The sequence below is a fragment of the Streptomyces sp. NPDC008139 genome (genome assembly GCF_042957025.1).
Lineage (GTDB): Bacteria > Actinomycetota > Actinomycetes > Streptomycetales > Streptomycetaceae > Actinacidiphila.
The window spans coordinates 23,081-48,500 of record NZ_JBIBHM010000013.1 but is presented as its reverse complement, the minus strand read 5'-3'; the positions used below and the strand labels follow the sequence as shown (position 1 = coordinate 48,500).

At 72.7% G+C, this 25,420-nt stretch carries 26 protein-coding genes and 1 pseudogene; 14 read left to right on the top strand and 13 right to left on the bottom strand.

Annotated features, from left to right (window positions below):
• Positions 1-248: 248 nt before the first annotated feature.
• Together ACFZBB_RS26450 and ACFZBB_RS26445 are read right to left on the bottom strand one after the other, a co-directional pair.
• The gene (locus tag ACFZBB_RS26450) at positions 249-2,300 is read right to left on the bottom strand and encodes a DUF255 domain-containing protein (protein ID WP_391049134.1); all 2,052 of its coding nucleotides are present in this window, start codon (positions 2,298-2,300) and stop codon (positions 249-251) included.
• 140 nt (positions 2,301-2,440) lie between these two features.
• Positions 2,441-2,854 (bottom strand): arsenate reductase ArsC, encoded by a 414-nt coding sequence (locus ACFZBB_RS26445; protein WP_391127108.1) that lies wholly within the window; start codon positions 2,852-2,854, stop codon positions 2,441-2,443.
• A 129-nt stretch (positions 2,855-2,983) separates the two neighbouring features.
• Here ACFZBB_RS26445 and ACFZBB_RS26440 point away from each other — a divergent pair, with 129 nt between their 5' ends.
• The gene (locus tag ACFZBB_RS26440; protein ID WP_391127105.1) at positions 2,984-3,292 is read left to right on the top strand and encodes a metalloregulator ArsR/SmtB family transcription factor; all 309 of its coding nucleotides are present in this window, start codon (positions 2,984-2,986) and stop codon (positions 3,290-3,292) included.
• Between the two features lie 20 nt (positions 3,293-3,312).
• On the top strand, positions 3,313-4,431 hold the full coding sequence (gene arsB, locus ACFZBB_RS26435) for an ACR3 family arsenite efflux transporter (protein WP_391127102.1): 1,119 nt from the start codon (positions 3,313-3,315) through the stop codon (positions 4,429-4,431).
• Between the two features lie 8 nt (positions 4,432-4,439).
• On the opposite strand, the gene ACFZBB_RS26430 is transcribed toward arsB, so the two are convergent.
• Both ACFZBB_RS26430 and ACFZBB_RS26425 read right to left on the bottom strand, forming a co-directional pair.
• A complete protein-coding gene (locus tag ACFZBB_RS26430; RefSeq protein WP_391127098.1) occupies positions 4,440-4,985 on the bottom strand; it encodes a VOC family protein in 546 nt (181 codons plus the stop codon).
• 124 nt (positions 4,986-5,109) lie between these two features.
• The gene (locus ACFZBB_RS26425) at positions 5,110-6,354 is read right to left on the bottom strand and encodes an MFS transporter (RefSeq protein ID WP_391127095.1); all 1,245 of its coding nucleotides are present in this window, start codon (positions 6,352-6,354) and stop codon (positions 5,110-5,112) included.
• Positions 6,355-6,481: 127 nt separating this feature from the next.
• Between ACFZBB_RS26425 and ACFZBB_RS26420 the strand changes: the two genes are divergently transcribed.
• The 4 genes from ACFZBB_RS26420 to ACFZBB_RS26405 all read left to right on the top strand — a co-directional run bounded on the left by ACFZBB_RS26420 (position 6,482) and on the right by ACFZBB_RS26405 (position 10,169).
• Positions 6,482-7,468 carry a LysR family transcriptional regulator gene (locus tag ACFZBB_RS26420; RefSeq protein WP_391127092.1) on the top strand — a complete coding sequence of 329 codons (987 nt, stop codon included), beginning with the start codon at positions 6,482-6,484 and terminating at the stop codon, positions 7,466-7,468.
• A gap of 219 nt (positions 7,469-7,687) precedes the next feature.
• On the top strand, positions 7,688-8,422 hold the full coding sequence (locus ACFZBB_RS26415) for a trypsin-like serine protease (RefSeq protein ID WP_391127088.1): 735 nt from the start codon (positions 7,688-7,690) through the stop codon (positions 8,420-8,422).
• Between the two features lie 99 nt (positions 8,423-8,521).
• Positions 8,522-8,719 (top strand): TOBE domain-containing protein, encoded by a 198-nt coding sequence (locus ACFZBB_RS26410; protein ID WP_391127085.1) that lies wholly within the window; start codon positions 8,522-8,524, stop codon positions 8,717-8,719.
• Positions 8,720-9,011: 292 nt separating this feature from the next.
• Positions 9,012-10,169 carry a hypothetical protein gene (locus ACFZBB_RS26405; RefSeq protein WP_391127083.1) on the top strand — a complete coding sequence of 386 codons (1,158 nt, stop codon included), beginning with the start codon at positions 9,012-9,014 and terminating at the stop codon, positions 10,167-10,169.
• Positions 10,170-10,238: 69 nt separating this feature from the next.
• Here the strand turns inward: ACFZBB_RS26405 and ACFZBB_RS26400 are convergent, their stop codons facing one another.
• Positions 10,239-10,397, bottom strand: a complete 159-nt coding sequence (locus tag ACFZBB_RS26400) for a hypothetical protein (protein WP_391127080.1) — start codon at positions 10,395-10,397, stop codon at positions 10,239-10,241.
• Between ACFZBB_RS26400 and ACFZBB_RS26395 the strand changes: the two are divergent.
• Together ACFZBB_RS26395 and ACFZBB_RS26390 are read left to right on the top strand one after the other, a co-directional pair.
• Positions 10,384-10,836: pseudogene (locus ACFZBB_RS26395) on the top strand (FAD-dependent oxidoreductase); the annotation flags it as partial. The gene ACFZBB_RS26400 and the pseudogene ACFZBB_RS26395 sit on opposite strands and share 14 nt — an antisense overlap.
• A 175-nt stretch (positions 10,837-11,011) precedes the next feature.
• Entirely contained in the window at positions 11,012-14,257 is a 3,246-nt protein-coding gene (locus ACFZBB_RS26390) for a tetratricopeptide repeat protein (RefSeq protein WP_391127078.1), read from the top strand.
• 251 nt (positions 14,258-14,508) lie between these two features.
• Here the strand turns inward: ACFZBB_RS26390 and ACFZBB_RS26385 are convergent, their stop codons facing one another.
• On the bottom strand, positions 14,509-14,799 hold the full coding sequence (locus tag ACFZBB_RS26385; protein WP_391127075.1) for a hypothetical protein: 291 nt from the start codon (positions 14,797-14,799) through the stop codon (positions 14,509-14,511).
• A gap of 14 nt (positions 14,800-14,813) precedes the next feature.
• Positions 14,814-15,686 carry a mycothiol conjugate amidase Mca gene (gene mca / locus ACFZBB_RS26380; protein WP_391127072.1) on the bottom strand — a complete coding sequence of 291 codons (873 nt, stop codon included), beginning with the start codon at positions 15,684-15,686 and terminating at the stop codon, positions 14,814-14,816.
• Positions 15,687-15,831: 145 nt separating this feature from the next.
• On the opposite strand from mca, the gene ACFZBB_RS26375 reads away from it, so the two are divergent.
• Together ACFZBB_RS26375 and greA are read left to right on the top strand one after the other, a co-directional pair.
• Positions 15,832-16,263, top strand: coding sequence for a DUF4307 domain-containing protein (locus tag ACFZBB_RS26375; protein ID WP_355350127.1), 432 nt, complete (start codon positions 15,832-15,834; stop codon positions 16,261-16,263).
• Positions 16,264-16,492: 229 nt separating this feature from the next.
• On the top strand, positions 16,493-16,990 hold the full coding sequence (gene greA / locus ACFZBB_RS26370) for a transcription elongation factor GreA (RefSeq protein WP_188280881.1): 498 nt from the start codon (positions 16,493-16,495) through the stop codon (positions 16,988-16,990).
• Between the two features lie 130 nt (positions 16,991-17,120).
• On the opposite strand, the gene ACFZBB_RS26365 is transcribed toward greA, so the two are convergent.
• From ACFZBB_RS26365 to ilvA, 3 genes are all read right to left on the bottom strand, one after another.
• Entirely contained in the window at positions 17,121-17,972 is an 852-nt protein-coding gene (locus ACFZBB_RS26365) for an ABC transporter permease (RefSeq protein ID WP_355350130.1), read from the bottom strand.
• Complete coding sequence (locus tag ACFZBB_RS26360) at positions 17,969-18,988, bottom strand: ATP-binding cassette domain-containing protein (RefSeq protein WP_391127069.1); 1,020 nt, start codon at positions 18,986-18,988, stop codon at positions 17,969-17,971. The genes ACFZBB_RS26365 and ACFZBB_RS26360 overlap by 4 nt, the downstream gene beginning before the upstream one ends.
• A gap of 330 nt (positions 18,989-19,318) precedes the next feature.
• Positions 19,319-20,548, bottom strand: a complete 1,230-nt coding sequence (gene ilvA, locus ACFZBB_RS26355; RefSeq protein ID WP_355350136.1) for a threonine ammonia-lyase — start codon at positions 20,546-20,548, stop codon at positions 19,319-19,321.
• Positions 20,549-20,756: 208 nt separating this feature from the next.
• Here ilvA and ACFZBB_RS26350 point away from each other — a divergent pair, with 208 nt between their 5' ends.
• The 3 genes from ACFZBB_RS26350 to ACFZBB_RS26340 are packed head-to-tail and all read left to right on the top strand — an operon-like array spanning position 20,757 to position 22,164.
• The gene (locus ACFZBB_RS26350) at positions 20,757-21,314 is read left to right on the top strand and encodes a MarR family transcriptional regulator (RefSeq protein ID WP_391127066.1); all 558 of its coding nucleotides are present in this window, start codon (positions 20,757-20,759) and stop codon (positions 21,312-21,314) included.
• Positions 21,315-21,346: 32 nt separating this feature from the next.
• Positions 21,347-21,904 (top strand): sigma factor-like helix-turn-helix DNA-binding protein, encoded by a 558-nt coding sequence (locus ACFZBB_RS26345; protein WP_391127063.1) that lies wholly within the window; start codon positions 21,347-21,349, stop codon positions 21,902-21,904.
• Positions 21,901-22,164, top strand: coding sequence for a hypothetical protein (locus tag ACFZBB_RS26340; RefSeq protein ID WP_391049106.1), 264 nt, complete (start codon positions 21,901-21,903; stop codon positions 22,162-22,164). The genes ACFZBB_RS26345 and ACFZBB_RS26340 overlap by 4 nt, the downstream gene beginning before the upstream one ends.
• A gap of 95 nt (positions 22,165-22,259) precedes the next feature.
• Here ACFZBB_RS26340 and ACFZBB_RS26335 read toward each other — a convergent pair whose 3' ends face one another.
• Both ACFZBB_RS26335 and ACFZBB_RS26330 read right to left on the bottom strand, forming a co-directional pair.
• A complete protein-coding gene (locus tag ACFZBB_RS26335; protein ID WP_391127060.1) occupies positions 22,260-23,432 on the bottom strand; it encodes a cystathionine gamma-synthase in 1,173 nt (390 codons plus the stop codon).
• A 22-nt stretch (positions 23,433-23,454) separates the two neighbouring features.
• A complete protein-coding gene (locus ACFZBB_RS26330; protein WP_391127057.1) occupies positions 23,455-24,018 on the bottom strand; it encodes a helix-turn-helix transcriptional regulator in 564 nt (187 codons plus the stop codon).
• Between the two features lie 145 nt (positions 24,019-24,163).
• Here ACFZBB_RS26330 and ACFZBB_RS26325 point away from each other — a divergent pair, with 145 nt between their 5' ends.
• The gene (locus tag ACFZBB_RS26325; protein WP_391127505.1) at positions 24,164-24,601 is read left to right on the top strand and encodes a nuclear transport factor 2 family protein; all 438 of its coding nucleotides are present in this window, start codon (positions 24,164-24,166) and stop codon (positions 24,599-24,601) included.
• A gap of 8 nt (positions 24,602-24,609) precedes the next feature.
• On the opposite strand, the gene ACFZBB_RS26320 is transcribed toward ACFZBB_RS26325, so the two are convergent.
• Complete coding sequence (locus ACFZBB_RS26320) at positions 24,610-25,389, bottom strand: VWA domain-containing protein (RefSeq protein ID WP_391127054.1); 780 nt, start codon at positions 25,387-25,389, stop codon at positions 24,610-24,612.
• Positions 25,390-25,420: the final 31 nt, after the last annotated feature.

Below are 25,420 nucleotides of genomic sequence, written 5' to 3'. Positions count from 1 at the left end.
GACCTGCGGCAGCGTCGTGGCTGACCGCGCCCACGCGGCGGCAGCCGCAGATCACACACAGCCCCGCGCCCCTTAAAGATCGGCTCGCCGTCCGAGCGAAAGACGGTGCGCCCCGTCAGGGGCGCGAGGAACTGCGCGAGCAACCCACCACCGCCCGGTGGTCCGGACACCACCGAACTGCCCCGCCGCGGCGGCCGGTGACCCGCAGGAGCGTCGTGGCTGAGCGCGCACCCCCGCAGGGGGACCGGCTAGCTCGGCCGGGGTCCGGTCCACACGTCGGAGCGGAGCTGCGAGCGCAGGGTGCGGGCGTCGGACGTCGGCGCGTCGCAGACGAAGTTGCGGCAGACGTACGCGGCGGCCTGCCCGGCGCGCGTCGGCCGGGCGTGCAGCAGCGGGAATTCCGTACTGCCCTCCTCGCCGACCGCGACCACGGCGCCGGGCGCGGCGCCGAGCAGCGCGGTGAGGTGGAGTTCATCGGTCAGGGGATCGCCGACCGCGCCGACGACGGCGACCTCGCGCGGCCCGTCGAGGGCGGCCTCGGCGACGGCCAGACCCCAGCCGACGAACCGCGGGGCGCGGGAGGCGAGCGCGCCGACGACGCCCAACGCCCTTTCCGCGGCGGTGCGGTGGGCGTCGGAGCCGGTGTGGGCGGCGTACGTGAGCAGCGCACCGGCGGCGGCGGTCCAGCCGGACGGCGTCGCGTTGTCGGTGGGGTCCTGCGGGCGGCGGATCAGGGTCTCGGCGTCGTCGGCGGTGTCGTACAGCCCTCCGTCGTCCGCGGTGAAGTGGACGATGACGGAGTCGAGCAGCAGTCCGGCGAAGTCCAGCCAGACGCCCTCGCCGGTCACCGACGCGAGCGCCAGGAAGCCCTCGGCGACATCGCCGTAGTCCTCCAGCACACCGTCGTTGGCCCCTGCGACGCCGTCGCGCGAGGTGCGCGAGAGCCGTCCGCGTTCGTCCATGTGGACGCGTACGAGCAGGTCGGCGGCGTCGACCGCGGCCTGTACGAGGTCGGGCCTGTCGAAGTAGGCGCCGGTCTCGGCGAGCGCGGCGATGGCCAGGCCGTTCCACGCGGCGACCACCTTGTCGTCGCGCCCCGGACGGGGGCGCGACGCGCGGGCGGTGAGCAGCCGTTCGCGTACGGAGGCGACCCGGTCGGCGTCCACCACGCCGTTGCCCTGCGGGAGTTGGAGTACGGAGGCGCCCTCCTCGAAGGTGCCCTCCTCGGTGACGCCGAAGTAGCCCGCCGCGAACTCCCCGTCGGCCGCGCCCAGTACCTCGGTGAGCTGCGCGGGCGTCCACGCGTAGTAGGCGCCCTCGGCGTGCTTGCCGGTGCCGTCGTCGCTGTCGGCGTCCAGCGCGGACGCGAACCCGCCCTCGTCCGTGGCCAGTTCGGCGATCATGAAGTCCGCGGTCTCCAGCGCGACGCGGCGCGCGAAGTCGGAGCCGGTGGCCCGCCACAGGTGCGCGTACACGCGGGTGAGCAGCGCGTTGTCATAGAGCATTTTCTCGAAGTGCGGCACGGTCCAGGTCCGGTCGACCGCGTACCGGGCGAAGCCGCCGCCGAGTTGGTCGTAGATCCCGCCGCGCGCCATCGCCTCGCAGGTGTCGCGGGCCATCTGCAACGCGCCCTCGGCGCCGGTCCGCGCGTGGTGCCGCAGCAGGAACTCCAGCGCCATGGACGGCGGGAACTTCGGCGCCCCGCCGAACCCGCCGCGCCGCGCGTCGTATTCACGGGTCAGCCCGAGCAGCGCCGCCGACAGTTCGCCTTCACCCGGATGGACGGCCGCGCCGTACGCGTCGGCCCGCTCGGCCAGGTCCCGGACGATCCGCGTCGCGACATCCGCGACCTCCTCGCGCCGGTCCCGCCACGCCGCGACGACGCCCTCCAGCACGTCCCGGAACCCGGGCATCCCCTGCCGCGCGGCCGGCGGGAAGTACGTACCGAAGTAGAACGGCTCGCCCTCCGGCGTCAGAAACACCGTCATCGGCCAGCCGCCCTGACCGGTGGCCGCCTGCACGGCCTCCATGTACACGGCGTCGACGTCCGGCCGCTCCTCGCGGTCCACCTTCACCGACACGAAGTGCTCGTTGAGATACGCGGCCGTCACCTCGTCCTCGAAGGACTCGTGCGCCATCACATGGCACCAGTGGCACGCGCTGTACCCCACGCTCAGCAGCACCGGCACACCGCGCTTGCGCGCCTCCGCGAACGCCTCCGCCCCCCACGGCCACCAGTCCACGGGATTCGCGGCGTGCTGGAGAAGATAGGGCGAGGTCGCGTCAGCCAACCGGTTCACGCGGCCTAGCCTCTCACAAAGCAAGGCCCGCGAGACGATCGCGCGCGGCGGCGGAGGGCTGTCGTTCGGGCTTCTCGGCGCACCGGGCGGGGGCGGGAGTGGGAGCGGGAGGGACGGCGTCCGGCGGGGGGGCGGCGGGGTCAGGGGGCGGGGGGTGGGGCGATCTCGCGGAGCAGGGTCTCGACCAGGGACTTGATCTCGTCGCGGATCGGGCGCACGGCTTCGACGCCCTGGCCGGCCGGGTCGTCGAGCTTCCAGTCGAGGTAGCGCTTGCCGGGGAAGACCGGGCAGGTGTCGCCGCAGCCCATCGTGACGCACACGTCGGACTCGCGTACCGCGTCCACGGTGAGGATCTTCGGGGCCTCGGCGGAGATGTCGATGCCGACCTCGGCCATGGCCTGGACGGCGGCCGGGTTGAGGGCGGCGCCCGGGTCGGACCCGGCGGAGCGGACCTCGACGCGGTCCCCGGCCAGGTGGGTGAGCCACGCGGCGGCCATCTGCGAGCGGCCGGCGTTGTGGACGCAGACGAACAGGACGGAAGGCTTGTCGGACATGGGACTTCCCTGTTCCTTCCTCGGTTGAACGGCGTGATGGGACGGCTTGGTGAGGCGACTTGGCGGGGCGAACGAACGGTTCAGCCCCCGCTAGTATCAGCGGCGACTGATGTGTGACAGTATCAGTCTATGCTGACATCAGTCGACACTGATCTGATGCGGGTGCTGGCCGACCCGCTCAGGCTCCGGATCGTGACCCTGCTCGCCCGCGAGACCCTGTGCACCACGCACCTGGTCGAGGAGACCGGAGCCAGGCAGACCAATCTCTCCAACCACATGAAGGTCCTGCGTGAGGCGGGCGTGGTGGACACCGAGCCCTGCGGCCGGTTCGTCTACTACAAGCTGCGCCCCGAGGTGCTGGCCGGACTGTCCGAGCGGTTCGCCGCGCTCGCGGAGTCCGCGCGTGCCGCCGCCGAGAACAAGCGGGCGTGCCCGTGACCGCCGCTGAGCCCCGGCCCGTGACCTCGGCGGAGCCCGCCGCCGCCCACTCACCGGGCGGCGGTCCGGCCCCGCGCGACTCGGTCGTCGGGAAGCTCTCCGCCCTGGACCGCTACCTCGCGGTCTGGATCCTGGCCGCGATGGGGGCCGGTCTGGGGCTGGGCCGCGCCGTCCCGGGGCTGAACGACGCGCTCGCGAAGACCGAGATCGGCGGGGTCTCGCTGCCGATCGCGCTCGGTCTGCTCGTGATGATGTACCCGGTGCTGGCCAAGGTCCGCTACGACCGGCTCGACCGCGTCACCGGCGACCGGAAGCTGATGGCGTCCTCCCTGGTCCTCAACTGGGTCGTCGGGCCCGCGATCATGTTCGCGCTGGCCTGGCTCTTCCTGCCGGACCTGCCCGAGTACCGCACCGGTCTGATCATCGTGGGACTCGCCCGCTGCATCGCCATGGTCATCATCTGGAACGACCTCGCGTGCGGCGACCGCGAGGCCGCGGCCGTCCTGGTCGCCCTCAACTCGGTGTTCCAGGTGCTCGCGTTCGGGCTGCTCGGCTGGTTCTACCTGGACCTGCTGCCGCGTCTGCTCAATCTCGGCGACGGCCAGGGCCTGGACGTCTCCGCCTGGCACATCGCACTGAACGTCGTCGTCTTCCTCGGCGTGCCCCTGCTCGCGGGGTTCCTCACGCGCCGCGTCGGCGAGCGGCGCGTGGGGCGCGAGCGGTACGAGAGCGCGTTCCTGCCGAGGATCGGCCCGTGGGCGCTGTACGGGCTGCTGTTCACGATCGTCGTCCTCTTCGCCCTCCAAGGCGGGACGATCACCTCGCGCCCGCAGGACGTCGTACGGATCGCGGCTCCGCTGCTGGTCTACTTCGCGGTCATGTTCTTCGGCGCCTTCCTCCTCGGCAAGGGGGTCGGTCTCGCCTACGACCGCACCGCGACCCTCGCGTTCACCGCGGCGGGCAACAACTTCGAGCTGGCCATCGCGGTCGCCGTCGCCACCTTCGGGGTCACCTCCGGCCAGGCGCTGGCCGGGGTCGTCGGCCCGCTGATCGAGGTCCCCGTCCTGATCGGCCTCGTCCACGTCGCGCTCGCCTGGCGCCGGAGGTTCACCGCCGACGCGCTGACGACGGCCGATTGACGTACGCCTTACGCATCCTGGCCACGGGGCCAGGTCCTGACGGGGGCGCTGCTGCGGCCGGCCCGGCCGCTCAGCTCGGCGTCGAGGGTCTCCTGGGCCACGCGCATGGCCTCGGCGTACACGGGGTCCTCCAGCCTTTTCCACATGTCGTCCGCGGAGACCTCCTCCACGCGGCTGACCACCCACCAGATGTTGCCGAAGGGGTCCTTGATCCGCCCGCCGCGCTGCCCGAAGGCGTCGTCGGCCAGCTCCGTGACGATACGGCCGCCGGCCGCGACGGCCCGCGCGAACGCCTCGTCGGCGTCGGCGACGAACACCCGCAGCAGGCTCGGCACGACGGGCCAGTCCGCGTGCCGGTCGAAGGCCAGCACCACGGTGTCGCCGATACGGATCTCGCCGTGTCCGATCAGGCCGTCCTCCGTCGCCACCCGCCCGAGCTCCTCACCCCCGAACGCCGCGGCCACGAAGTCGAGGAACGCCCCCGTGTCGTCGGTGACCACCCAGGGCGCCACCGTGGTGTAGCCCTCGGGCGCGGCATTGGTCTTCTCGGGCATCGCGGTCCTTTCGCTGACATCGGTTGTCGACCGCGACGCTAGGCGCGATTGCGGTCAGTTCCGGTCCGCAACGACGGGGCGGCGGCGCCGCGATCCGCCGATACCCCCGCCCGGGCCCGATCGGTCACGGCCGGCCAGGGGCCAAGGCCGGCTCGGGGCTCGGGGTGAGGTCGCGGCGGGGCAGCAGGAGCGGGGTGGTCAGGATGAGCAGGCCCGCGACTGTGAGGGCGGTGCGCGGGCTGGTGACGTCGGCGAGCAGCCCGGCGAGCGCGGTGAGGACGGCGATGGCCGTCTGCTGGCCGATCGACCAGGCCGACAGGGTCCGGGCGACGAGGTGCCGGGGAGTGTGTTCGAGCCGGTAGGTGGCGAGCACCGGTGTGTACAGGCTCATGTTGACGATGATCGCCAGTTCGACGGCGATCACGGTGAGCAGGCCGACGACGCCGGGCCGGACGAAGGCCAGCCCGATCAGCCAGACGGCTCGCAGGGTGCCGACGGTCCGGAAGACCCACTGCTGCCCGTGGCGGGCGACCACCCGGCGGGCCAGCCGCGAGCCGATGAGCCCGCCGACGCAGGGCGCGGCGAAGGCGAGGCCGTACTGCCAGGGCGGGAAGCCGAGTTGGCGCAGCAGGAGCACGGCGAGCAGCGGTTCTGTGGCCATGATCAGACCGCCGACGAGCAGCTGGTTGAGGTAGAGCGCCCGCAGGCCGGGGTGGCCCAGGAGGTGCCGCCAGCCGTCGAGCAGCGCGCCCGCCCGGGTCGTCGGTGTGCCGGTGGGCCGCGGCGCGTCCTCCCGGCCGCGGATCGCGGTGATGCACAGCGCGGAGCACAGGTAGCTGAGCGCGTCGGCCACGACGGTGACGACCGGCCCGAACAGGCCGATCGCCGCTCCGCCGAGCGGCGGCCCGACCGCGATGGAGCTCCAGTTCGTGGACTCGAAGCGGGCGTTGGCCACGAGCAGGTGGTCCGGCCGGACGAGCGCCTTGAGGTAGGCGCCGCTGGAGGCGTTGAAGGCGATCTTGGCCGCGGCGGACACGGCGGAGACCACGAGCAGTTGGACGAAGCTGAGCCAGCCGAGGGCGTAGGCGGCCGGGACCGTCGCCATGACCGCGAACCGGGTCAGGTCCATCGCGACCATGACCGGGCGCTTGCGCCGGAACTCCACCCACGGCGCGAGCGGCAGCGCGATCAGCGCTCCCACCGCGGGCCCCACGGCGGACAGCGCGGACACCTCGGCGGGGCCTGCGTGCAGGGCCAGCACCGCGATCAGCGGCAGCGCGCCGAAGCCCAGCCCCGACCCGTAGGCGCTCACCGCGTACGCCGTCCACAGCCAGCCGAACGGCCGGCCCAGCGCTCTCCTGCCCCTCATGCGCGGCGCTCCCCCTTCGACAGGCCGACGTGGACCGGTGAGAGCTAAGCGAGCGGCACAACCGCAGGTCAAACAACCGCACCGCCCGCGATCCACAACCATTCGTTGTTCACTAAGGTGAATCGACGTGGACCTCGAAGCCGTACGCACCTTCGTCGCCGTCGCGGACGCGGGCCAGTTCCAGAAGGCCGCCGCCGACCTGTCGATCACTCAGCAGGCGGTCTCCAAGCGGGTCGCCGCGCTGGAACGCGCCCTGGGCATGCGGCTGTTCGCCCGCGCCCCGCGCGGCGCCGAACTCACCATCGACGGCCAGGCGTTCCTGCCCCACGCGCGCGAACTGCTGCGCGTCGCCGAACGCGCGGTCGCGTCCGTACGCCCCGGCCGCCGTCCGCTGCGCGTCGACGTGATGGCCTCGCGCGGCGCGCAGGCGGGCCTGATGCGCGGCTTCCACCGGGCGCACCCCGAGATCGACCTCGACGTGGTGATGCTGCTGGAATTCGGCACGGCCGTCGGCGCCGTCAGGTCCGGTGCGATCGACGCGACCTTCCGCGCCGTCGCCGCGCCCGGCCTGCCGCTCCCCGAGGACGTCGTATCCGTACGGGTGCTCGACGAGCCGCTCCAGCTCCTCACCGGCCCGGCCCACGCGCTGGCGGGCGCCCGGTCGGTGACCGTCGAGCGGCTCGTGGGGCACCGGATCTGGATGCCCGGCATCGTCCCCGGCTCCGAGTGGGGCGCCTACTACGACGACCTCGTCGACGAGTTCGGCCTCACCATCGAGGCGACCGGCCCCAACTTCGGCTCCGACGCGCTCCTCGACACCATCGCCGAGACCCCGGCGCTGGCCACCTTCATGGGCGAGCCCACCCGTCTCATCTGGCCCGCGGGCCACGGCCTGCGCCGTATCCCGGTGACCGATCCCACCCCCGTCTACCCGCACGCCCTCCTGTGGCACCGCGACAACCCCCACCCGGCGCTGGCCGTTCTGCGCGCCCACCTCGCCGCCGCGACGACCGCCCACGACGCCGCCGGGACCTGGCGCCCCGACTGGGTGATCCCCCCGTCTCCGGTGTCACCGCCGACGAACTCCGGGCCGGATGCGCCGGGTGGCGGCTGACCGACGTGGCGCCCGGTACGCATCCGGTCCCGACGTTCTGGTTCACGCCTTCTGGTTCACGCGTTCTGGTTCACGCCGCACCCCGCCGACGGCACGGAGTGAGCCCGGAAAGCCGGGGGTCGGCGCGTACGCTCATGGGCGGAAGTTTCGGAAGTGGCGGAAGTGGTGCCAGTGGCGCCGGCGGGAGCGATGCCGGGTGAGCGTGAGGGGTGGTCGCGGATGGCCGGGCGGATTCGGGTGCTGCTGACGGCCGTGCTGGTGGCCGTGACGGGGATCGTGATGGCGTCGGCGCCGGCCTCCGCGGTGATCGGCGGGTCGAAGAGCACGTACGGGCCGTGGGCGGTGCGGATGTTCGTCGACGGAAAGCCGGTGTGCACCGGGACGGCCGTGACGCGCCGGTGGATTCTGACCGCGTCGCACTGCTTCTTCGAGCAGGCGCGGCCGGTCGCGGACAAGCGGATCACGTTCCGGGTGGGCAGCCTCGACGTCCGCAAGGGCACGACGGTCCGGCCGGTGCCCGGCGGGCGCGTGGGAAGCGCCGTCGCCGACATGATGCTGGTCGAGGTGCCGGCCATGAACGTCCGCACGGCGCGCCTGTCCACCGCGCCCGTCCGCCCCGGCCGGAGCGTGCGGGTGTACGGGTGGGGCGCGACGTGCGCCGGGGACGAGAACTCCTGCCAGTCACCGGTGCTCAAGCAGTCGCGGCTGCGGGTCGTCCGGCCGGACGACCCGCGGTGCGAAGGCGCCACCGCGCCGGGCGGCTCGGACTTCTGCATGGTGAAGGTGTCCGGGATCCCCGCGGGCGGGGACTCCGGCGGCCCGGTGATGAGCGTCGCGCCGCACGGCGCGGAAACCCTCCTCGGCGTCTTCGACGGCTCCGACCGGGAGAAGGTCGCCGAGGCCGGGGACGTCGGTCAGCAGCTCGCCTGGATCCGCTCGGTCACCCGCCGGTAACCCCCACCGCACCCCCCGCCCCCGTCACCCGGCGGTGGCCCCCACCGCACCCCCCGATCCGCACCCGGCGGTCGCCGCCACCGCACGCCCCGGTCCGAGGTGCGCGCGGCCCCGGCCGACAACGCGTACGCGGGGGTGGTGGAATCGGCGGAGTGCCTGGGCGACCGGCTCGAACTCGTCGTCAGGTCGGCGAACGTGCCGGTCACGGTCTCCACGCGGGCCGGTCAGGACCTGCGGCCCGGCCGGGAGGTCGTGCTGCGGCTGGCCCCGGCGGCCACGAGCTGTCTGGCGAGCTGAGAGGCGGGGGCGGCCCGGAGCGGCGCGACCCGGAGCGGGGCCGGGGCGCGCGGCGGGACGCGCTCGGGGCGCTCTTCGGCGAGGGGCCGGGGCGCGCGGCGGGACGCGCTCGGGGGCGGGCTTCGGCGAGGGGCCGGGGCGCGCGGCGGGACGCGCTCGGGGCGCTCTTCGGCGAGGGGCCGGGACAGCTGACGGACAGGTGCGGGACAACCGCCGTACACCGACCGGATAGACTGCCGCAATTCTGCACCTCACCCGTATGCACCGTTTTTCACGCCAAAGAGGGAGCGTCGTGGCGCTGCTCGACCACGCCCGGCCGACGCCCGCGGCGGAGGCCACCGGCCGGGGGGACGCGCTGCGGCGCGCGGCCCGCGCGGCGGCGCCCGCGGTCCTCGGCTATCTGCTGGTGCGGCTCGCCGCGACCGCGATGCTGTGGATGTGGGCGCGGTCGGAACACAAGAGCCTGCTGGGGCTGCTGGGCCACAAATGGGACTCGCTGTGGTTCCTGGGCATCATCGAGCACGGCTACGACCACGGCACCCCGGCGCAGAGCAACCTCGCGTTCTTCCCGCTCTACCCCCAACTGGTGCGCGGCACCGCCGCGCTGTCCCCCACCGGGCCCGCGACCACCGGCGTCGTCCTCGGCTGGCTCTTCGCGCTGGCCGCCGCCTGGGGCATCTACGCGGTCGGCGCGAAGCTGTACGGCCAGCGCGCCGGAGTGGTGCTCGCCGTGCTGTGGGGCGTCGTCCCGCACGCCGTCGTCGAGTCGATGGCGTACACCGAGAGCCTGTTCACGGCGCTGGCCGCCTGGACGCTGTACGCGCTGCTCTGCGAACACTGGCTGACCAGCTCCTTCCTGTGCCTGCTCGCCGGGCTGACCCGGCCGACCGCCTCCGCGCTGGTGCCGGTGGTCTGCCTGGCCGCGCTGTTCGCGATCGTCCGCGCGCCGCGCGCCTGGCGCCCGTGGGCGGCGCTGCTGATCGCGCCCGCCGGCTGGATCGGCTATCTGGTGTGGGTGGGCCTGCGGGTGCACCGGCTGGACGGCTGGTTCCACATCCAGAAGGACGGCTGGGGATCGTCGTGGGACGGCGGCCGGTTCACCGTCAACAGCGCCCGGCACATCCTCAGCACGCCGTCGGCGCTCGACCTGTACGCGGTGACCGTCGTCCTGCTGCTGGCCGTGGCGCTCTTCGTCCTCGGCGTGCTCGACCGGCAGCCCTGGCCGCTGCTGCTCTTCAGCTTCCTGCTGCTGGCCACCTCGATCGGCGGCTCCGGCTACTACCACTCCAAGGCGCGCTTCCTCGTCGCGGCCTTCCCGCTGCTCATCCCGCCCGCCGTCGCGCTGGCCAAGGCCAGGACCGGTACGGCCGTCACGGTCGTGACGACGCTGACGCTGGTGTCCGGGTACTTCGGCGGCTATCTGCTGCTGGTCTGGAACCACTCCCCGTGAGCCGGGCGGTTCAGGCGGCCTAAGGCCGACGGGCGGCCATGACGCCCGTGAGGATCAGGTCGATGCCCGTCAGGAACTGCTCGCGGTCGTCGTGGTGGCCAGCCGGGACGCGGCCCGGCCCAGGAAGGGGTACTCGGGGGGGTCGAGGTCGGCCCGCTGCCGGGCGACGGCGTCGAGGGAGGCCGTACGGTCGGTGCCGGGCGGCAGCAGGCGGGCGTTGGCGGCCACCGACACCGCCGCGGCCACTGCCCGGATCGCGGCCGAATTCGACGGCTGGGCACCGGAGTTGACCGCGCTGATCACCGACGGCGAGACCGCCCCCGTCGCCCGTATGATCCACACGCTCCCCGACGGTCACCGCTGGGAGCGCGTGCCGGGCGTGACGCTCCTCGGCGACGCCGCCCACCTGATGCCGCCGGTCGGCGACGGCGCGAATCTGGCGATGCTCGACGGCGCGGAACTCGGCGAGGCCGTCGCCGCGTACCCCGGCGACGTCGAGGCGGCGCTCACCGCCTACGAGGCCGCGCTGTTCACGCGCGCCGAGCCCGTCTACGCCGAGGCGCACGAGATGCTCGACCTCTGCGTCGGCGACAACGCGCCCTACGGCCTGATCGGCCTGTTCACCGGCGGGGCGCGGCCGGAACCCGCCTCCCCCGCGCGGATCTGAACCGCGCGCGTGCGCGCGGCGGCGACGGCGGCTCCGCGCCCTGGAGGGGCGTGCGGGGGCGGCGCTGTGGGATCCACAGGGCCGCGGGGGCTTGACGCGGGCGCTGGGTGGGCACCAAACCCACTCATGGGTTGTCCGCACGTCGAAGTTGTCGAAGCCGTACGCGGGAGGACATGTGCCGGAGTCACGGACCGCGCTGCGCGCCCCGCATCGGGCCGAGGTGGTGCGCCTGCTGGAGCGGGCGGTGGCCCAGCAGGGGCAGGGCGTGGACGGAAAGGCGCTGCTGGCGCGGGGGTTGGAGCGGCTGGAGGAGATCGCGGCCGCGGCGGACGAGGAGTACGGGGCGTACGTCAGGGCGTTGGAGGCCGGTCAGGCGGCCGGACCGCAGGAGCGCTCGGGGCGCGCCACCGCCGGAGTGCAGGGCCTGGTCGCGGGCGTAACGGCCGCGGTGGCCTTCGGAGTCGACCTCGGCTACGGCCTCGCGGCGGGACCCGCGCTGGTGACCGGCCTCGCGGTCGGCGCGGCGGGAGCGGTGACGCTGACCGGAGCGGGCAAGCAGGGAAAGGCGCGGCGCGCGGGCGCCGACCAGGGCTTACCGGGCGGCCCAGAACAACTTCGGCTGCTCTGGCTGGCCGCGCTCGACCGCCGCGGCGTACGGCCGTTCATCGAGGCGCAGCGCGCGGTCGTCCCCGCGCCGCCGCGCAAGCAGTCCGCCAAGGTACCCAACCAGCCCTCCCCACCACGCCGTTCGGGCAACGACCGCAGCGCGGCGGCCCGCACACGCGCCGTACTGGAGCAGTCGTTCGGCCATCTCCCGGACGCGGAAGGCCCGTTCGCCGGGCGTCGCGCCCATGTCGCGCGGATCGCCCAGTGGGTGCACCAGGCCCGGGTGTCCACGGCGGTACGGCCCACCGTGGTCGTCCTGCACGGCCCGGCGGGCAGCGGCCGTACGACGCTGGCGGTGCGTACCGCACGGCAGTTGAGAGACCAGTTCCGGGGCGCGTGCGTGGTGGACCTGCGCGGCGCGAGCGACGGCAGGACGCCGCTGCCCACCAGGGAGGCGCTGCTGCACCTGCTCAACCGGCTCGGCGCGCCCCGCGACCAGCTCCTCTTCCGCGAGCGGCAGAATCAGGAACAGCACCTGCGACGGCTCAGCGAGCAGTACCAGCAGCACCTCAGGGACGTGCCCGTGGTGATCGTGCTGGACGACGCCACCGACGCGGCGCAGATCAGGACGCTGGTCCCCGAGCGGTCCGAGAGCCTGGTACTGGTCACCAGCCGCGCGCCGTTCGACCCGGAGGAACTGGCCCTGCCCGGCGCCTTCGTGCACAGTCTGGACGTCGGCGCGCTCGACGCGGACGACACCTTGGAACTGCTGGGCGAACTGGCTGCGGCGGGCGGCGGCGCCGCCCCGCTGCGGGAGGAGGCCGAGCGGCTGCGCGACCTGTGCGCGGGCCTGCCGATAGCCCTGCGGATCGCCGGAGCCGCGCTCCCCGACCACCACGGCGCGACCGAACTCGCCGCAGACCTGGAGGTGTTCGGCCCGCGCGACCCGGTCGACCGCGTCCTCGCCCTGCGCTACCACGACCAGCCGGAGCCCAACCGCCGCCTGCTGCGCCGCCTCGCGCTGGCCGGCCGCGCCAGCTTCGGCGCCGCCGCCGCGGCGGCCCTGATGGCCACCGACGAACGCGAGGCCGCCCGCAGGCTCGACGAACTCGCCGCCGCGGGGCTGATCGAGAACGTCCGCGGCAGCCGCTACCGCCCGCACGACCTCGTCCGCGCCTTCGCGGGCGAACGGCTGCTGGACGAGGAGGACCCGGTGGAGCGCGGCGCCGCCCACGAGCGGCTGATCCGCTCGTACGCGGACCTCGCGAACACCGTCATCCGGCTGGTCGAGGGCAAGACCTCCACCCGCGCCGGGCGCTTCGGCCAGCACGGCTTCGCCTCACTGGAGCTGGCGCTGCGCTGGCTGGACGAGGAGTCCAGCTTCATCACCGCCGCGCTGCGCGACACCGAGGGCGTCGACCGGGCCGCCGTACAGGCGCTGCTCGGCGCGCTGTGCGACTACTGCCTGCTGCGCGGCGACCTCTACCGGCTCGGTGAGATCAGCGAGATGGCGCAGGCCCAACAGGCCGCCAGGCAGCAGAAGTCGGGCCCCGACGAGGACCGCTCGGTGCTGGTGCGGTCGGTGCAGTGGCGTACCGGCATCGCGGCCCGGCAGCTCGGCGAGCTGGACAAGGCGCGGTCGACGCTGACATCGGTGGTCGACCTGTACTTCGAGGCGCAGCACCCGTCGGGCGCGGCCCGCGCGCTGGACAGCCTCGGCATCACCCTGCACCACCAGGGCAACCTCAAGGAGGCCGAGCGCAGGCTGCGCGAGGCGCTGGAGATCCAGTCCGCCCCCGAGCTGGACGAGGACCGGGCCTGGACGCTGCACGCGCTGGCCGCCGTGCTGCGCGACATGGGCCAGGTCGGCACGGCGCTGGAGCTGCTGCGCGAGTCGCTGGCGCTGCACCGCGAGAACGAGAGCGTGCAGGGCGAGGCGTGGGCGCACCTCCAGCTCGGCCAGGTGTATCTGCGGCTCGGCCGGCTCGACCTCGGCGAGGCCGAACTGCGCGCCGCCGGACAGTCGTACGCGCTGGCCCGCGACCCGCGCGGCGGCGCGTGGACCGCGACGCAGCTCGCCCGGGCCCTGCTGCTGCGCGGCGAGGCCCAGCAGGCCGCCCAGGACCTGGACGAGGCGGTGCAGCGGCACCGCGCCTGCGAGGACGCGCGCGGCGAGGCGTGGACGCTGTACTACCTCGGGCACGCGCTGGAGGAGTCCGGCGACACCGACTCGGCGCTGCGCACCCTGGAACGCGCCCGCACGATGTTCTCCCGCATGCGGGACGTCTACGGGCTGGCCTGCGCCCGGCACCACTCCGCGCGGGTCACCCGCGACCAGCGGGCGGCCCGTACCGGCAACCTGCGCAACAGCGGCTTCGCCCGGCAGCTCCTCCAGGACGCCCGCCAGGACTTCCGCCGGATCGGCGTCGAGCACGGCGAGGCGTGGTCGTGCGTCGAGCTGTCCGTCATCGACGCCGGGAACGGGCGGCTGCCCGAGGCCCTCGCCCTCCTCGACGAGGCCGTCGAGCTCTTCCGGGGGCTCGGCGACCGGCGCGGACACGACTGGGCCGTCTTCCTGCGCGCCACCGTCCAGCCGCTGCTCTCCGAGGACGGCCTGCCCCTGGCCCGCTCAGCCCTCGCCGCGCTCCTCGCCGACGCCTATCCGGGGCGGGACCCGGACCTTGAGGAGTACGTCGAGGCGTACGCCCTCCTCCTGGAGCGCGGCACCGTCGCCCCCGGCGGCCCCTGGGACACCTGGCGCCTCGGCATGACCCCCGGCCGCTCCGCCCGCATGGTCATGGCCGTCCCCGTCTGACCCCGCCCGTGCGCAAGACGCGCCCCGTCAGGGACGCGGCCTCTGTGCGTTCACCCGTGCGCAAGACGTGCCCCGTCAGGGGCGCGGGGAACTGCGCGGCCAGCCACGACGCTCCCGCAGGTCACCACCCGCCCCGGCGGGGCAGATCGGTTGTCTCCGGACCACCGGCCGGTGGCGGGTTGCTCGCGCAGTTCCCCGCGCCCCTGGGGCGTACCCACCTGGGCAAGGTGGACGTACGGGGGCCGCCCCCGTCAGGGGCGTGGCGGCTCCGGGGTGGCGGAGGCAGCGGCGGAAGAGGCCGCGGGGACCTCATCCGGCCGGCGGGCCGCAGGCTCATCCGGCTGGCGGGCCGCAGGCTCCTCGGTGAAATCGATCTTCTTCATCTGCTTGCCCATGTTCTTCATCAGCAGCCACAGCCCGATGGCGATGGCGGCGAAGATCACGAAACCGAGGAGCCCCGGCGTCACCTTGTCCTGGTTCAGCTCGCCGGCGGCGTTCGAGGCGAGCGGGACCAGCGTATTGAATCCGTGGGAGGCGTTCACCCGCCCATTGTCGCCTAGGCCCTCTCGATCCCCGCAAAGAGGTCGTCCTCAGGGATCGAGGTGTCCACGCGGGACTGCGCCAGCTCGTAGTCCTCGGTCGGCCAGACCTCCCGCTGGAGGTCCATCGGGATACGGAACCAGCCGCCGTCCGGGTCGATCTGCGTGGCGTGCGCGAGCAGCGCCTTGTCACGGATCTCGAAGAAGTCCGCGCAGGGCACGTGGGTGGTGAGCTGCCGCTCCGGGCGGTCGAACTCCTCCCAGCGCTTGAGCCACTCGCCGTAAGGGGACTCCATGCCGCGCGCGAGCAGCGCCTCGTGCAGCGCGAGGGTGCGCTCCTTGTTGAAGCCCTGGTTGTAGTAGAGCTTCAGCGGTGTCCACGGCTCCCCGGCCTCGGGGTAGCGCTCGGGGTCGCCCGCTGCGTCGAAGGCCACCGCCGAGATCTTGTGCGTCATGATGTGGTCCGGGTGCGGATAGCCGCCGTTCTCGTCGTAGGTGGTGATGACGTGCGGCCGGAACTCGCGGATCAGCTTCACCAGGGTGCCCGCGGCCACGTCCACGTCCTGGAGGGCGAAGCAGCCCTCGGGCAGCGGCGGCAGCGGGTCGCCCTCGGGCAGTCCCGAGTCGACGTAGCCGAGCCAGGACTGGCGGACGCCCAGGATCTGGCGCGCCTCGTCCATCTCCTTGGCGCGTACCTCGTGGATGTTCTCCTCGATGTAGGGGTCGCCCTGGAGTTTGGGGTTGAGCACCGAGCCACGCTCGCCTCCGGTGCAGGTCGCCACCAGTACGTCCACCCCCTCGGACACGTACTTGGCCATGGTGGCCGCGCCCTTGCTCGACTCGTCGTCGGGGTGGGCGTGAACGGCCATCAGTCGAAGCTGCTCAGTCAAGGCTGGGTCCTCAGGTCTTCGGGGTCCGAGCGGCGCCGAGCCCCCGTCTTCTAAGCCCCCTCCGTCGGCCGAGAGGGCGCCTCCTATAGTGACCGAGTGAGGGGACGATTAATTCCGCCGTTCCCGCGCTCGGGAGGAAAAGCCTATGACCGCCGTGCGGCCCGGTGAGCCGGGCGCCCGCCCCGCCCTGCCCGACGGCAGGTACGGTCCGGGCGCCGACGCGCGGGCGGACCGCAAGCTGCGGATCGCCGCCGTCGTGCTGGGCGCGCTGATGGTCGTCGGCGTCGGCTGGTACGGCTGGCACGCCCTCACCGGCACCAAGGTCAGCGGTCAGGTCATCGCCTTCAAGGCCGTGTCGGACCAGGCGGTGGAGATCCACCTGGAGGTCCACAAGGACCCGGGGACCGTCGCCGTCTGCACTCTGCGCTCGGTGGACGTCGACCACAACGAGGTGGGCCGCAAGGACGTCCGCCTCGCGCAGCACGCCCGGCAGGTCGACACCGTCGTCACGGTGCGGACGACCTCGCGCGGTGAGACCGGTGAGCTGGTCAGCTGCCAGACCGCCCCGCGCGGCTGACCCCGGACCCCGGCACCCGCGTTCGTTTCTCGTCCCCTTGACCGACGAGTAATTGTTAGGCTCGTGGTTTCGTCCCGGCGACCGGTGGCAATGGACTTGTTCATCGGGGCGCACCCCGGCACCGGCCGTGGGACGAGCCGTCGGCCCCACGGGCGCGACGGCACACACCGCCCCGCGGGGAGTCCGCGGGACAGGCACACGGCATGACCAGTACCGACGAGGAGCACCTGTGACCCAGACCAGCGAGAACGTCACCTGGCTGACCCAGGCGGCGTATGACCAGCTCAAGGCCGAGCTGGAGCATCTGTCTGGTCCGGCGCGCGCCGAGATCGTCGCCAAGATCGAGGAAGCCCGCCAGGAAGGCGATCTCAAGGAGAACGCCGGCTATCACGCGGCGCGTGAGGACCAGGGCAAGCTGGAGCTGCGCATCCGCCAGCTCAACCAGATCCTGGAGTCGGCGAAGGTGGGCGAGGCCCCGGCGGACGACGGTGTGGTGGCGCCCGGCATGGTGGTGACCATCGCCTTCGACGGCGACCCCGACGACACCATGACCTTCCTGCTGGGCTCCCGCGAGGGCGTCTCCAGCGACCTGGACACGTACTCGCCGCAGTCGCCGCTCGGCCGCGGTGTGGCGGGCAAGAAGCCGGGCGAGGACGCCACGTACGAACTGCCCAACGGCAAGAGCGCGTCGGTGAAGGTCCTCGACGTGAAGCCGTACCAGGGCTGAGCGGACAGCGGTGTGCCGCCCGTCCCCGTGGCACGGGCGGCACATGTGACGCGGCTCTCCGCGAAGGCGCCGGGCGGTACGCGATCGTCGAGCTCTGCGTGATCGTCGAGCCCTACGCGGTGACCGGCCGTTAAGCGGTCGCCGAGCGGTACTTGCGGACCGCGAGGGTGCGGAAGACCACGATGATGAGCACGGACCAGATCAGCGACGCCCACACCGGGTGCTGCATCGGCCAGGCCCCGGACTGCGAGACGCCCGGGTTGCCGAAGAGCACGCGGCACGCCTGCACGGTGGCGCTGAACGGGTTCCAGTCGGCGACCGCCTGGAGCCAGCCCGGCATGTTGGACGAGTCCACGAAGGCGTTCGACACGAACGTCACCGGGAAGAGCCAGATCAGGCCGCCCGAGGTGGCCGCCTCCGGGGTGCGGACCGACAGGCCGATCAGCGCGCCGATCCAGGAGAAGGCGTAGCCCAGCAGGAGCAGCAGCAGGAACGCGCCGATCATCTTCGGCACGCCGTTGTGGATGCGCCAGCCGACGAGCACGCCGACCACCGCGAGGACGACGACGGTGAGCGTCGTCTGGACGAGGTCGGCAAGGGTGCGGCCGGTGAGCACCGCGCCGCGCGCCATGGGCAGCGACCGGAAGCGGTCGATGAGGCCCTTGTTCATGTCGTCGGCGATGCCCGCGCCCGCGCCGGCGGTCGCGAAGGTGACCGTCTGGGCGAAGATGCCCGCCATCAGGAAGTTGCGGTAGTCGGAGGCGCTGAGGGAGCCGCCGACGGCGACCGAGCCGCCGAAGACGTAGCTGAACAGCACCACGAACATGATCGGCTGGATCAGCCCGAAGATGATCATCTCGGGGATGCGCAGCATCCGGATCAGATTGCGCTTGGCGACGACCAGCGAGTCCCTGACGGACTGGACGACGCCGCCCGCGCCCTTGGGTGCGGCGGTGGTCACGATGTCGGTCGTGGCGCTCACTTGACTGCCTCCTTGCGGGACGCGTCGGCCTGGTGGGCGCCCGGGTCCTCGGTCTCCTCGTCGGCGGCGTTGTCCTGCTCGGCCGCGTGGCCGGTCAGGGAGATGAACACGTCGTCCAGGGTGGGTCGGCGCAGGCCGATGTCGTCGATCTCGATGCCCTGCGCGTCCAGGTCGCGGATCACCTCGGCGAGCAGCTTGGCGCCGCCGGTCACCGGGACGGTGATCTTCCGCTGGTGTTCCTCGATCTTCGCGTCGCCCTTGCCGAATCCGGCGAGCGCGCGGGCGGCGTCGGAGATGCGGTCCCGCTCGTGCACGACGACCTCGACGCGTTCGCCGCCGGTCTGCGCCTTGAGCTGGTCGGAGGTGCCGCGCGCGATGACCTTGCCGTGGTCGATCACGCAGATGTCGTGCGCGAGGTGATCGGCCTCTTCCAGATACTGGGTGGTGAGCAGCAAGGTGGTGCCGCCCGCGACCAGTTCCTGGATGACCTCCCAGAGCTGCTGGCGGTTGCGCGGGTCGAGTCCGGTGGTCGGCTCGTCCATGAACATCACCGGCGGGCTCACGACGAGCGCGGCGGCGAGGTCGAGGCGGCGGCGCATACCGCCGGAGTAGGTCTTGGAGGGCCGGTTCGCGGCGTCCGCCAGATTGAAGCGCTCCAGCAGTTCGTCGGCCCGCGCGCGGGCCGCCTTGGCGCTCATCTGGTAGAGCTGGCCGACCATTTGGATGTTCTCCCGGCCGGTCAGATACTCGTCGACCGCGGCGAACTGTCCCGACAGGCCGATGTGCCTGCGGACCTCGTTGGGGTGCTTCAGTACGTCGATGCCCGCGACGACGGCTCTGCCGCTGTCGGGTTGCAGGAGTGTGGTCAGGACCCGGACAGCGGTGGTCTTTCCCGCGCCGTTCGGCCCGAGCAGCCCGAGGACCGTGCCCTCCGGCACGTCGAGGTCCACTCCCCCCAGTGCCTTGACATCGCCGAAGGTCTTCACAAGACCCTCTGCATAGATGGCGCCCGGCATTTTGTCACTCCGTCCGTTGGTGCGGTGTGCAGCTCTCACGACTGGTGCGGTGTGCGGCTTCATGACTTCGACCGCCCGAACGGCCGAAACTCATCGCTCAGCGCGCGGCGGACCGCGCGGCGGACCGCGCGGCGGACCGCGCGGCGGACCGCGCGGCGGACCGCGCGGCGGACCGCGATAGAACGCGAGGATGACAGACGCGATATATCGCGTCAAGCCAATTTCGCGTCCGCCGCGGAACCTGGTAAACGGCGCGCCGCCGCGGGGCTCGGCGAGCGAATCCCCCGCGGCGGCGGGTCGTACGACGGCGAGCGTGCGCCCGCCGGGCGGTCACCGGATGACGGTGTAACCCGCGTTCTCCAGCGCCTCGCCCACGGCGACACAGTGCTCAGGTCCCTTGGTTTCCAGGTGCACCTCGACCTCGGCCTCGGTGAGGCCGAGCCGCGGGTCGGTGCGCACATGGCTGACATCGAGGACGTTAGCGTCGACCACTGACAACACCCCCAGGAGCGTGGCGAGCGCGCCGGGCCGGTCGGTGAGACGCAGCCGCAGGGACAGGTAACGGCCGGCGGCCGACATGCCGTGCCGCAGGATGCGCTGCATCAGCAGCGGGTCGACATTGCCGCCGGACAGCACCGCGACGACGGGCCCCCGCAGCGCCTCGGGCGCGGCCAGCAGCGCCGCGACCGGACTGGCCCCGGCCGGTTCCACGACCAGCTTCGCCCGTTCCAGGCAGAGCAGCAGCGCGGAGGAGAGCTGGTCCTCCGTCACCGTCACGACCTCGTCCACCAGGTCCCTGACCAGGGCGAACGGAATGTCGCCGGGACGGCCGACCATGATTCCGTCGGCCATCGTGGCGACCGTGCCGAGCGCCACCGGGCGGCCGACGGCGAGCGAGGGCGGATACGCGGCGGCGCCCGCGGCCTGCACGCCGACGATCTTCACATCGGGCCGCAGCGCCTTGACGGCGACCGCGAGACCGGCGGCGAGACCGCCGCCGCCGATGCCGACCACGATGGTGCCGACCTCGGGGCACTGCTCAAGGATCTCCAGGCCCACCGTGCCCTGCCCGGCGATGATGTCCGGGTGGTCGAAGGGGTGGATGAAGACCGCCCCGGTCTGCTCGGCGTACTCGATGGCCGCCCGCAGCGTCTCGTCGACGACCGCGCCGTGCAGCCGTACCTCGGCGCCGTAGTCGCGGGTCGCGGCCACCTTGGGCAGCGGGGCGCCGACGGGCATGAAGACGGTCGAGCGGACACCGAGCAGGGAGGCCGCGAGGGCCACGCCCTGGGCGTGGTTCCCGGCGCTGGCCGCCACCACCCCGGCCGCGCGCTCCTCCGGGCCGAGCCCCGCGATGCGGACGTACGCGCCGCGAATTTTGAACGAACCTGTGCGTTGAAGATTCTCGCATTTGAGGTGCACAGGTGCTCCGACCAGCGACGACAGATGGCGGCTGCCTTCCATCGCGGTGATACGGGCCACCCCGGAGAGCATTTTGTGCGCTCCTCGCACGTCATCGAGGGTGATCGAAGGGGACGCTGCGGGCACCGAACTGTCCATGGGCCCAGTCTCCCAGCTCCGGCGGACCGCCACCGCCGGGGGCCAAGGGTGTCACCGGCGGCCGGAATACGTGTCAGGGCCGGGGCCGTGGCGGGCCGCGTATTGCCGGTGAAGGGTCACGGGGCCTTCCGCGCCGCGTACTCTTCTCCACAACTTCCCGCCTTCCCGTTCCCCTTCACAGGACCGACAGAACGCGAGCTTCAAGGTCATGTCCAACCCCACGGAGACCTCGACCGAACTCCTTGAGCGCCTCCAGCACCAGGTCGCACTTTTCGCCCGTCGCGCGGAACAGACGCGGCTCGGCGGAGTCGGCAAGGCCCGCAACTCCATGGACCGCGCCGCCTACCTGCTGCTCAACCGGCTCGACCGCGAAGGCCCGATGGGCGTCAAGGCACTCGCCGAGGCCATGGGCATCGACTCCTCCACGGTCACCCGTCAGGTCGCCCCGCTCGTCGACACCGGCCTGGTCAAGCGCACCTCGCACCCGGAGGACGGCCGCGCCGTCGTCCTCGCCCTCTCGCCGCGCGGCCGGTCCCGGCTCGACGCGGTACGCGACTCCCGCCGCCGGCTGATGGCCGAGGTCACCGACGAGTGGACCCCGCAGGAGCGGGAGATCTTCACCGAGCTGCTGGCCCGCTTCAACACCTCGCTCGCCGACTGGCACACCGGGGCGGGACAGCGCGAAGAGCCGGAGTCCGACGAGGCCGGTGGGACCGATGGGACCGGCGGCGCGACGGGGTCGCGGGGAGACACGCAAGGGGCTTGACCCGGAACACCCGGTTGCCGTCCCATGGCCGCGTGGGGAAGCGCCGGGCGGCAGCGGAAAACCGACGGGACGCCGAATTCGCGGCGTTCACCGCGGGAGCGGCGGGCCGTCTGCTGCACGCCGCCACACTGCTGGCGGGCGACCCGGAGGCCGCCGACCGCCTCCTGACCGCGACGCTCGCGCACGTCTACGCCAACTGGCTCACGATGCGCGCGGAGGACCCGTACGAACGGGCCAGGAGCGAGCTGGTACGGCGGTTCGCCTACCGCCCGTGGTGGCGGCGGCCCCGCGGCGGCACCCTGGACCGGCTCAGCGGCCAGGAGCGGCTGATCGTCGTGATGCGGCACTTCGAGGGCGTCGCGGAGGAGCAGACCGCGGCCCAACTGGGCCTGCCCGTCGAGCGGGTGCGCGCCATCTGCGCCCGCGGGACGGCCACGCTGCGCAGCAGGCCCGAAGGGGACGATCCCGCGGCCGACGCGGCGGCAAGGGCCGTGGCCGCCGCCGCGGCGCGGGCCCGCAGAGCCCCCAGGGAGACCGAACCGGCTTCCGAGGCACCGGAGTTGGCCGAGTCCAGCGCGGTGGCGCCATGAGCCGCCTGCCCAACCGCCGCGACGACGAGGTGCGCCGCCTGCTGGACACCCCGCACCCGGTGGTCCCGCTCGACCTCACCGCCCGCGCCGCCGCCCGCGGGCGCCGGATCGTACGCCGTCGCCGGGTCGTCCGACTCGCCCTGTGGCTGGTGCTGTTCGCGGCCGTCGTGGCCGGTCTCGTACTGGCCGCGGTGGCCTGGCCCGACCACTCGGCCCCTACGACGCCGACGGACGGCAGTTGGTGGTCGGCGACGGGCTGACGCCTTTCGTGTGAAAGGCGTCGGGCCCGTACGGTACGCGGCGCGCGCGACCGTACGGGCCCGGGAGTTCACGTTCTCAGGACCGCGTCACGACCTCAGCCGAGGGCTTGCGCCAGGTCGGCCAGCAGGTCGTCCGCGGCCTCGATGCCGACCGACAGGCGTACCAGATCGGCGGGCACCTCCAGCGCGGAACCGGCCACCGAGGCGTGCGTCATACGGCCCGGGTGCTCGATCAACGACTCGACGCCGCCGAGGGATTCGCCGAGCGTGAAGAGCTCCGCGCGGTTGCAGACGGCGACCGCCGCGTCCTCGCCGCCCACGACGCGGAAGGACACCATGCCGCCGAACGCCTTCATCTGCTTGGCGGCCACCTCGTGCCCCGCGTGCTCCGGCAGACCCGGGTAGTACACCTGCGCCACCTTCGGGTGCGCGGCCAGCATGCCGGCCACCCGCGTCGCGTTGGCGCTGTGCCGGTCCATCCGTACCGCGAGCGTCTTGACGCCGCGCATCACCAGCCACGCGTCGAACGGCCCGGCGACCGCGCCCATCGCGTTCTGGTGGTACGCCAACTCCTCGCCCAGGCCCGCGTCCGAGGTGACCAGCGCGCCGCCGACCACGTCGGAGTGCCCGCCCATGTACTTGGTCGTGGAGTGCACGACGACGTCCGCGCCGAGCGCCAACGGCTGCTGGAGGTAAGGGCTCGCGAAGGTGTTGTCGACCACCAGCCGCACCCCGGCCTGCCGGGCGACCCCGGCGACCGCCGCGATGTCGGTGATGCCGAGCAGCGGGTTCGAGGGCGTCTCGACCCAGATCAGCTTGGTCTCCGGCCGGAGCGCGTCCCGTACCGCCTGGACGTCGGAGGTGTCGGCCACCGACCAGCGCACGCCCCAGCGCTCCACGACCTTCGCGAAGAGCCGGAAGGTGCCGCCGTACGCGTCGTTCGGGATCACCACGTGGTCGCCCGGCGCGAGCATCGTACGCAGCAGGCAGTCCTCGGCCGCGAGCCCCGAGGCGAAGGCGAGGCCGCGGCTGCCGCCCTCCAGCGCCGCCAGGTTCTCTTCGAGGGCGGTCCTGGTCGGGTTGGCCGACCGGCTGTACTCGTAGCCGCCGCGCAGGCCGCCGACACCGTCCTGCTTGTACGTCGACACCTGGTAAATCGGCGTCACCACGGCCCCGGTCTGCGCGTCCGCCGCCTGGCCGGCGTGGATCGCGAGGGTCTCGAAGTGCTGGTGGCCGATGTCCTGGTGCCCGATGTGCTTGTCGCTCATGGCCCCGAGCGTAGTGCCGCCGTCAGGCCCGCGCCGACAGCCTCGCGCGCAGCACGGCCGCGCTGCGCTCGCACCACTCGACGTTTCCCCGCTCGAAGGCGAGGCCGCGCAGGCACGTCAGATACGGGCCGATGCGGGTGCCGTGGCGCAGGAAGTCCTCCTCGTCCCGGTCGCCGCGGAGCTTGCCGAGCAGGGTCGTGAACAGCTCGGCCTTCGCCGCCGCGAAGGCGGCGCGCTCCATGAGCTGGGCGATGACGGCCTCGGTGCCGAGGCGGTCGGCGGTCTGAACCTTCACAAGGAGTTCATCACGGATGAAGGACGGTTTCGCGGGCGCCGCCGCGAAGCGTTCCAGTTCGGCGAGGCCGGCGTCGGTCACCTGGAAGAGGCGCTTGTTCGGCCGCGTGTCCTGGACGACCTCCCGGCCGGTGACCAGGCCGTCGCTCTCCAGCCTGGTCAGTTCCGCGTAGAGCTGCTGGGGCAGCGCGTGCCAGAAGTTGGCCACGCCGACGTTGAACGCCTTGGCCAGCTGGTAGCCGCTCAGCTCCTCGTCCAGCAGTGCCGCGAGCACCGCGTGGCGCAAAGCCATCGCCCGGCCTCCTCCCGTCCGCCCGGTCCGTTGTACGCTCGACATGATACTCAAGAAAGTGACTAATCAGATGCACGAGTAGGGGGTCCGCCAAGGGCAGCCCTCCAGGACCGAAGGAGCAGATGCCGTGACCGCAACGGACGCCGTGACCTCAGCAGACCCCTCCGCCTTCCGCGCCGCCGCCGAGTCGGGCGACGTCGAGGCCCTCAGCCGCCTGTTCACCGACGACATCCGGCTCTACAGCCCGGTGAAGTTCACCCCGTTCGAGGGCAAGCCGCTCGTCGTCGGCCTCTTCCACGTCCTGGTGCGCACCTTCGAGGACTTCCGCTACATCGGCCGGTTCGACGGCTCCGCCCAGACCACCGGTGACGGCACCGACACCCCGTCCGCGATCCTGCTCTTCCGCACCACCGTCAACGGCAAGGAGATCCACGGCATCGACATGCTCCAGTTCGACCCGGCCGGGCTGATCAAGGAGATCACCGTCATGGTCCGCCCCCAGTCCGCCGTCCAGACCCTCGGCGAAGCCATCCTCGCCGGTCTCGTCGCCGACGGCCTGGTCCCGGCCCCGGACCCGCGCTGACGTCCGCCTCAGCCGGTGGGGACGATGCCCGCCGCGCGGGCGGCCGTGAGCCACTGCGGGAATTCGCTGAGCAACCGGTCGTAGAGGTCGGCGTCCGAGAGGGCCTTGGGCGAGGGCCCCGCGGCGAAGAAACCCGCGTTGTCGATGACCCGGCGGGCGGGCACCGGCAGGTCGTCCAGCTTGCGGAGGAAGCGGAATTCGTCGTGCCCGAAGCCGACGAACTGCCAGAAGATCGGCAGCCGGGCCGCCGTGCACAGCACATGCTCCGCGGCGGTCTTCGACGACGGTGACCCGTCGGTCTGGAAGACGACGAAGGCCGGGTCCTTCGCCCCGCAGGCCGTGTAGTGGTCGATGACCGCCTGCATGGCGACGTGGTAGTTGGTGCGCCCCATGTGCCCCATCGACTCGTGCAGCGGGGAAATCCGGTCCCGGTACGCGTCCAGGCCGATGTCCGCGGTCCCGTCGATCTCCGTCGAGAAGAAGACGACCGGCACCACCCCGTCGTCGTCCAGATTCGCCGCGAGCGCGAGCGTCCGCTCCGCGAGGTGCTGCACCGACCCGTCCCGGTAGTACGGCCGCATGCTCCCCGACCGGTCGAGCACCAGATACACCGCGGCCCGCTCCCCGCCCACCCGGTGCTTGGCCAGCGACACCGCCGCCGTCTTGTACAGACTCACCAGCCCCGGAGCCCGGTCGGCGACCTTCTCCAGACTGATCGCCGCGCCGGCGGCCGGCTTCGGTCTCTTGCGGTAGTCGATCCGGGAGGACTTACGGTAGTCAATCGCCATGCGCCGTGATTGTCCTCCAACCCCCCCTCCC

Coding starts and splice junctions, on each gene's coding strand:
- ACFZBB_RS26330 (WP_391127057.1), bottom strand. CDS start 24,018: ATGGCTTTGCGCCACGCGGTGCTCGCGGCACTGCTGGACGAGGAGCTG.
- ACFZBB_RS26415 (WP_391127088.1), top strand. CDS start 7,688: ATGGCCGGGCGGATTCGGGTGCTGCTGACGGCCGTGCTGGTGGCCGTG.
- ACFZBB_RS26360 (WP_391127069.1), bottom strand. CDS start 18,988: ATGCCGGGCGCCATCTATGCAGAGGGTCTTGTGAAGACCTTCGGCGAT.
- ACFZBB_RS26430 (WP_391127098.1), bottom strand. CDS start 4,985: ATGCCCGAGAAGACCAATGCCGCGCCCGAGGGCTACACCACGGTGGCG.
- ACFZBB_RS26320 (WP_391127054.1), bottom strand. CDS start 25,389: ATGGCGATTGACTACCGTAAGTCCTCCCGGATCGACTACCGCAAGAGA.
- ACFZBB_RS26445 (WP_391127108.1), bottom strand. CDS start 2,854: ATGTCCGACAAGCCTTCCGTCCTGTTCGTCTGCGTCCACAACGCCGGC.
- ACFZBB_RS26425 (WP_391127095.1), bottom strand. CDS start 6,354: ATGAGGGGCAGGAGAGCGCTGGGCCGGCCGTTCGGCTGGCTGTGGACG.
- ilvA (WP_355350136.1), bottom strand. CDS start 20,548: ATGGACAGTTCGGTGCCCGCAGCGTCCCCTTCGATCACCCTCGATGAC.
- ACFZBB_RS26335 (WP_391127060.1), bottom strand. CDS start 23,432: ATGAGCGACAAGCACATCGGGCACCAGGACATCGGCCACCAGCACTTC.
- ACFZBB_RS26375 (WP_355350127.1), top strand. CDS start 15,832: ATGACCGCCGTGCGGCCCGGTGAGCCGGGCGCCCGCCCCGCCCTGCCC.
- ACFZBB_RS26350 (WP_391127066.1), top strand. CDS start 20,757: ATGTCCAACCCCACGGAGACCTCGACCGAACTCCTTGAGCGCCTCCAG.
- ACFZBB_RS26440 (WP_391127105.1), top strand. CDS start 2,984: ATGCTGACATCAGTCGACACTGATCTGATGCGGGTGCTGGCCGACCCG.
- ACFZBB_RS26340 (WP_391049106.1), top strand. CDS start 21,901: ATGAGCCGCCTGCCCAACCGCCGCGACGACGAGGTGCGCCGCCTGCTG.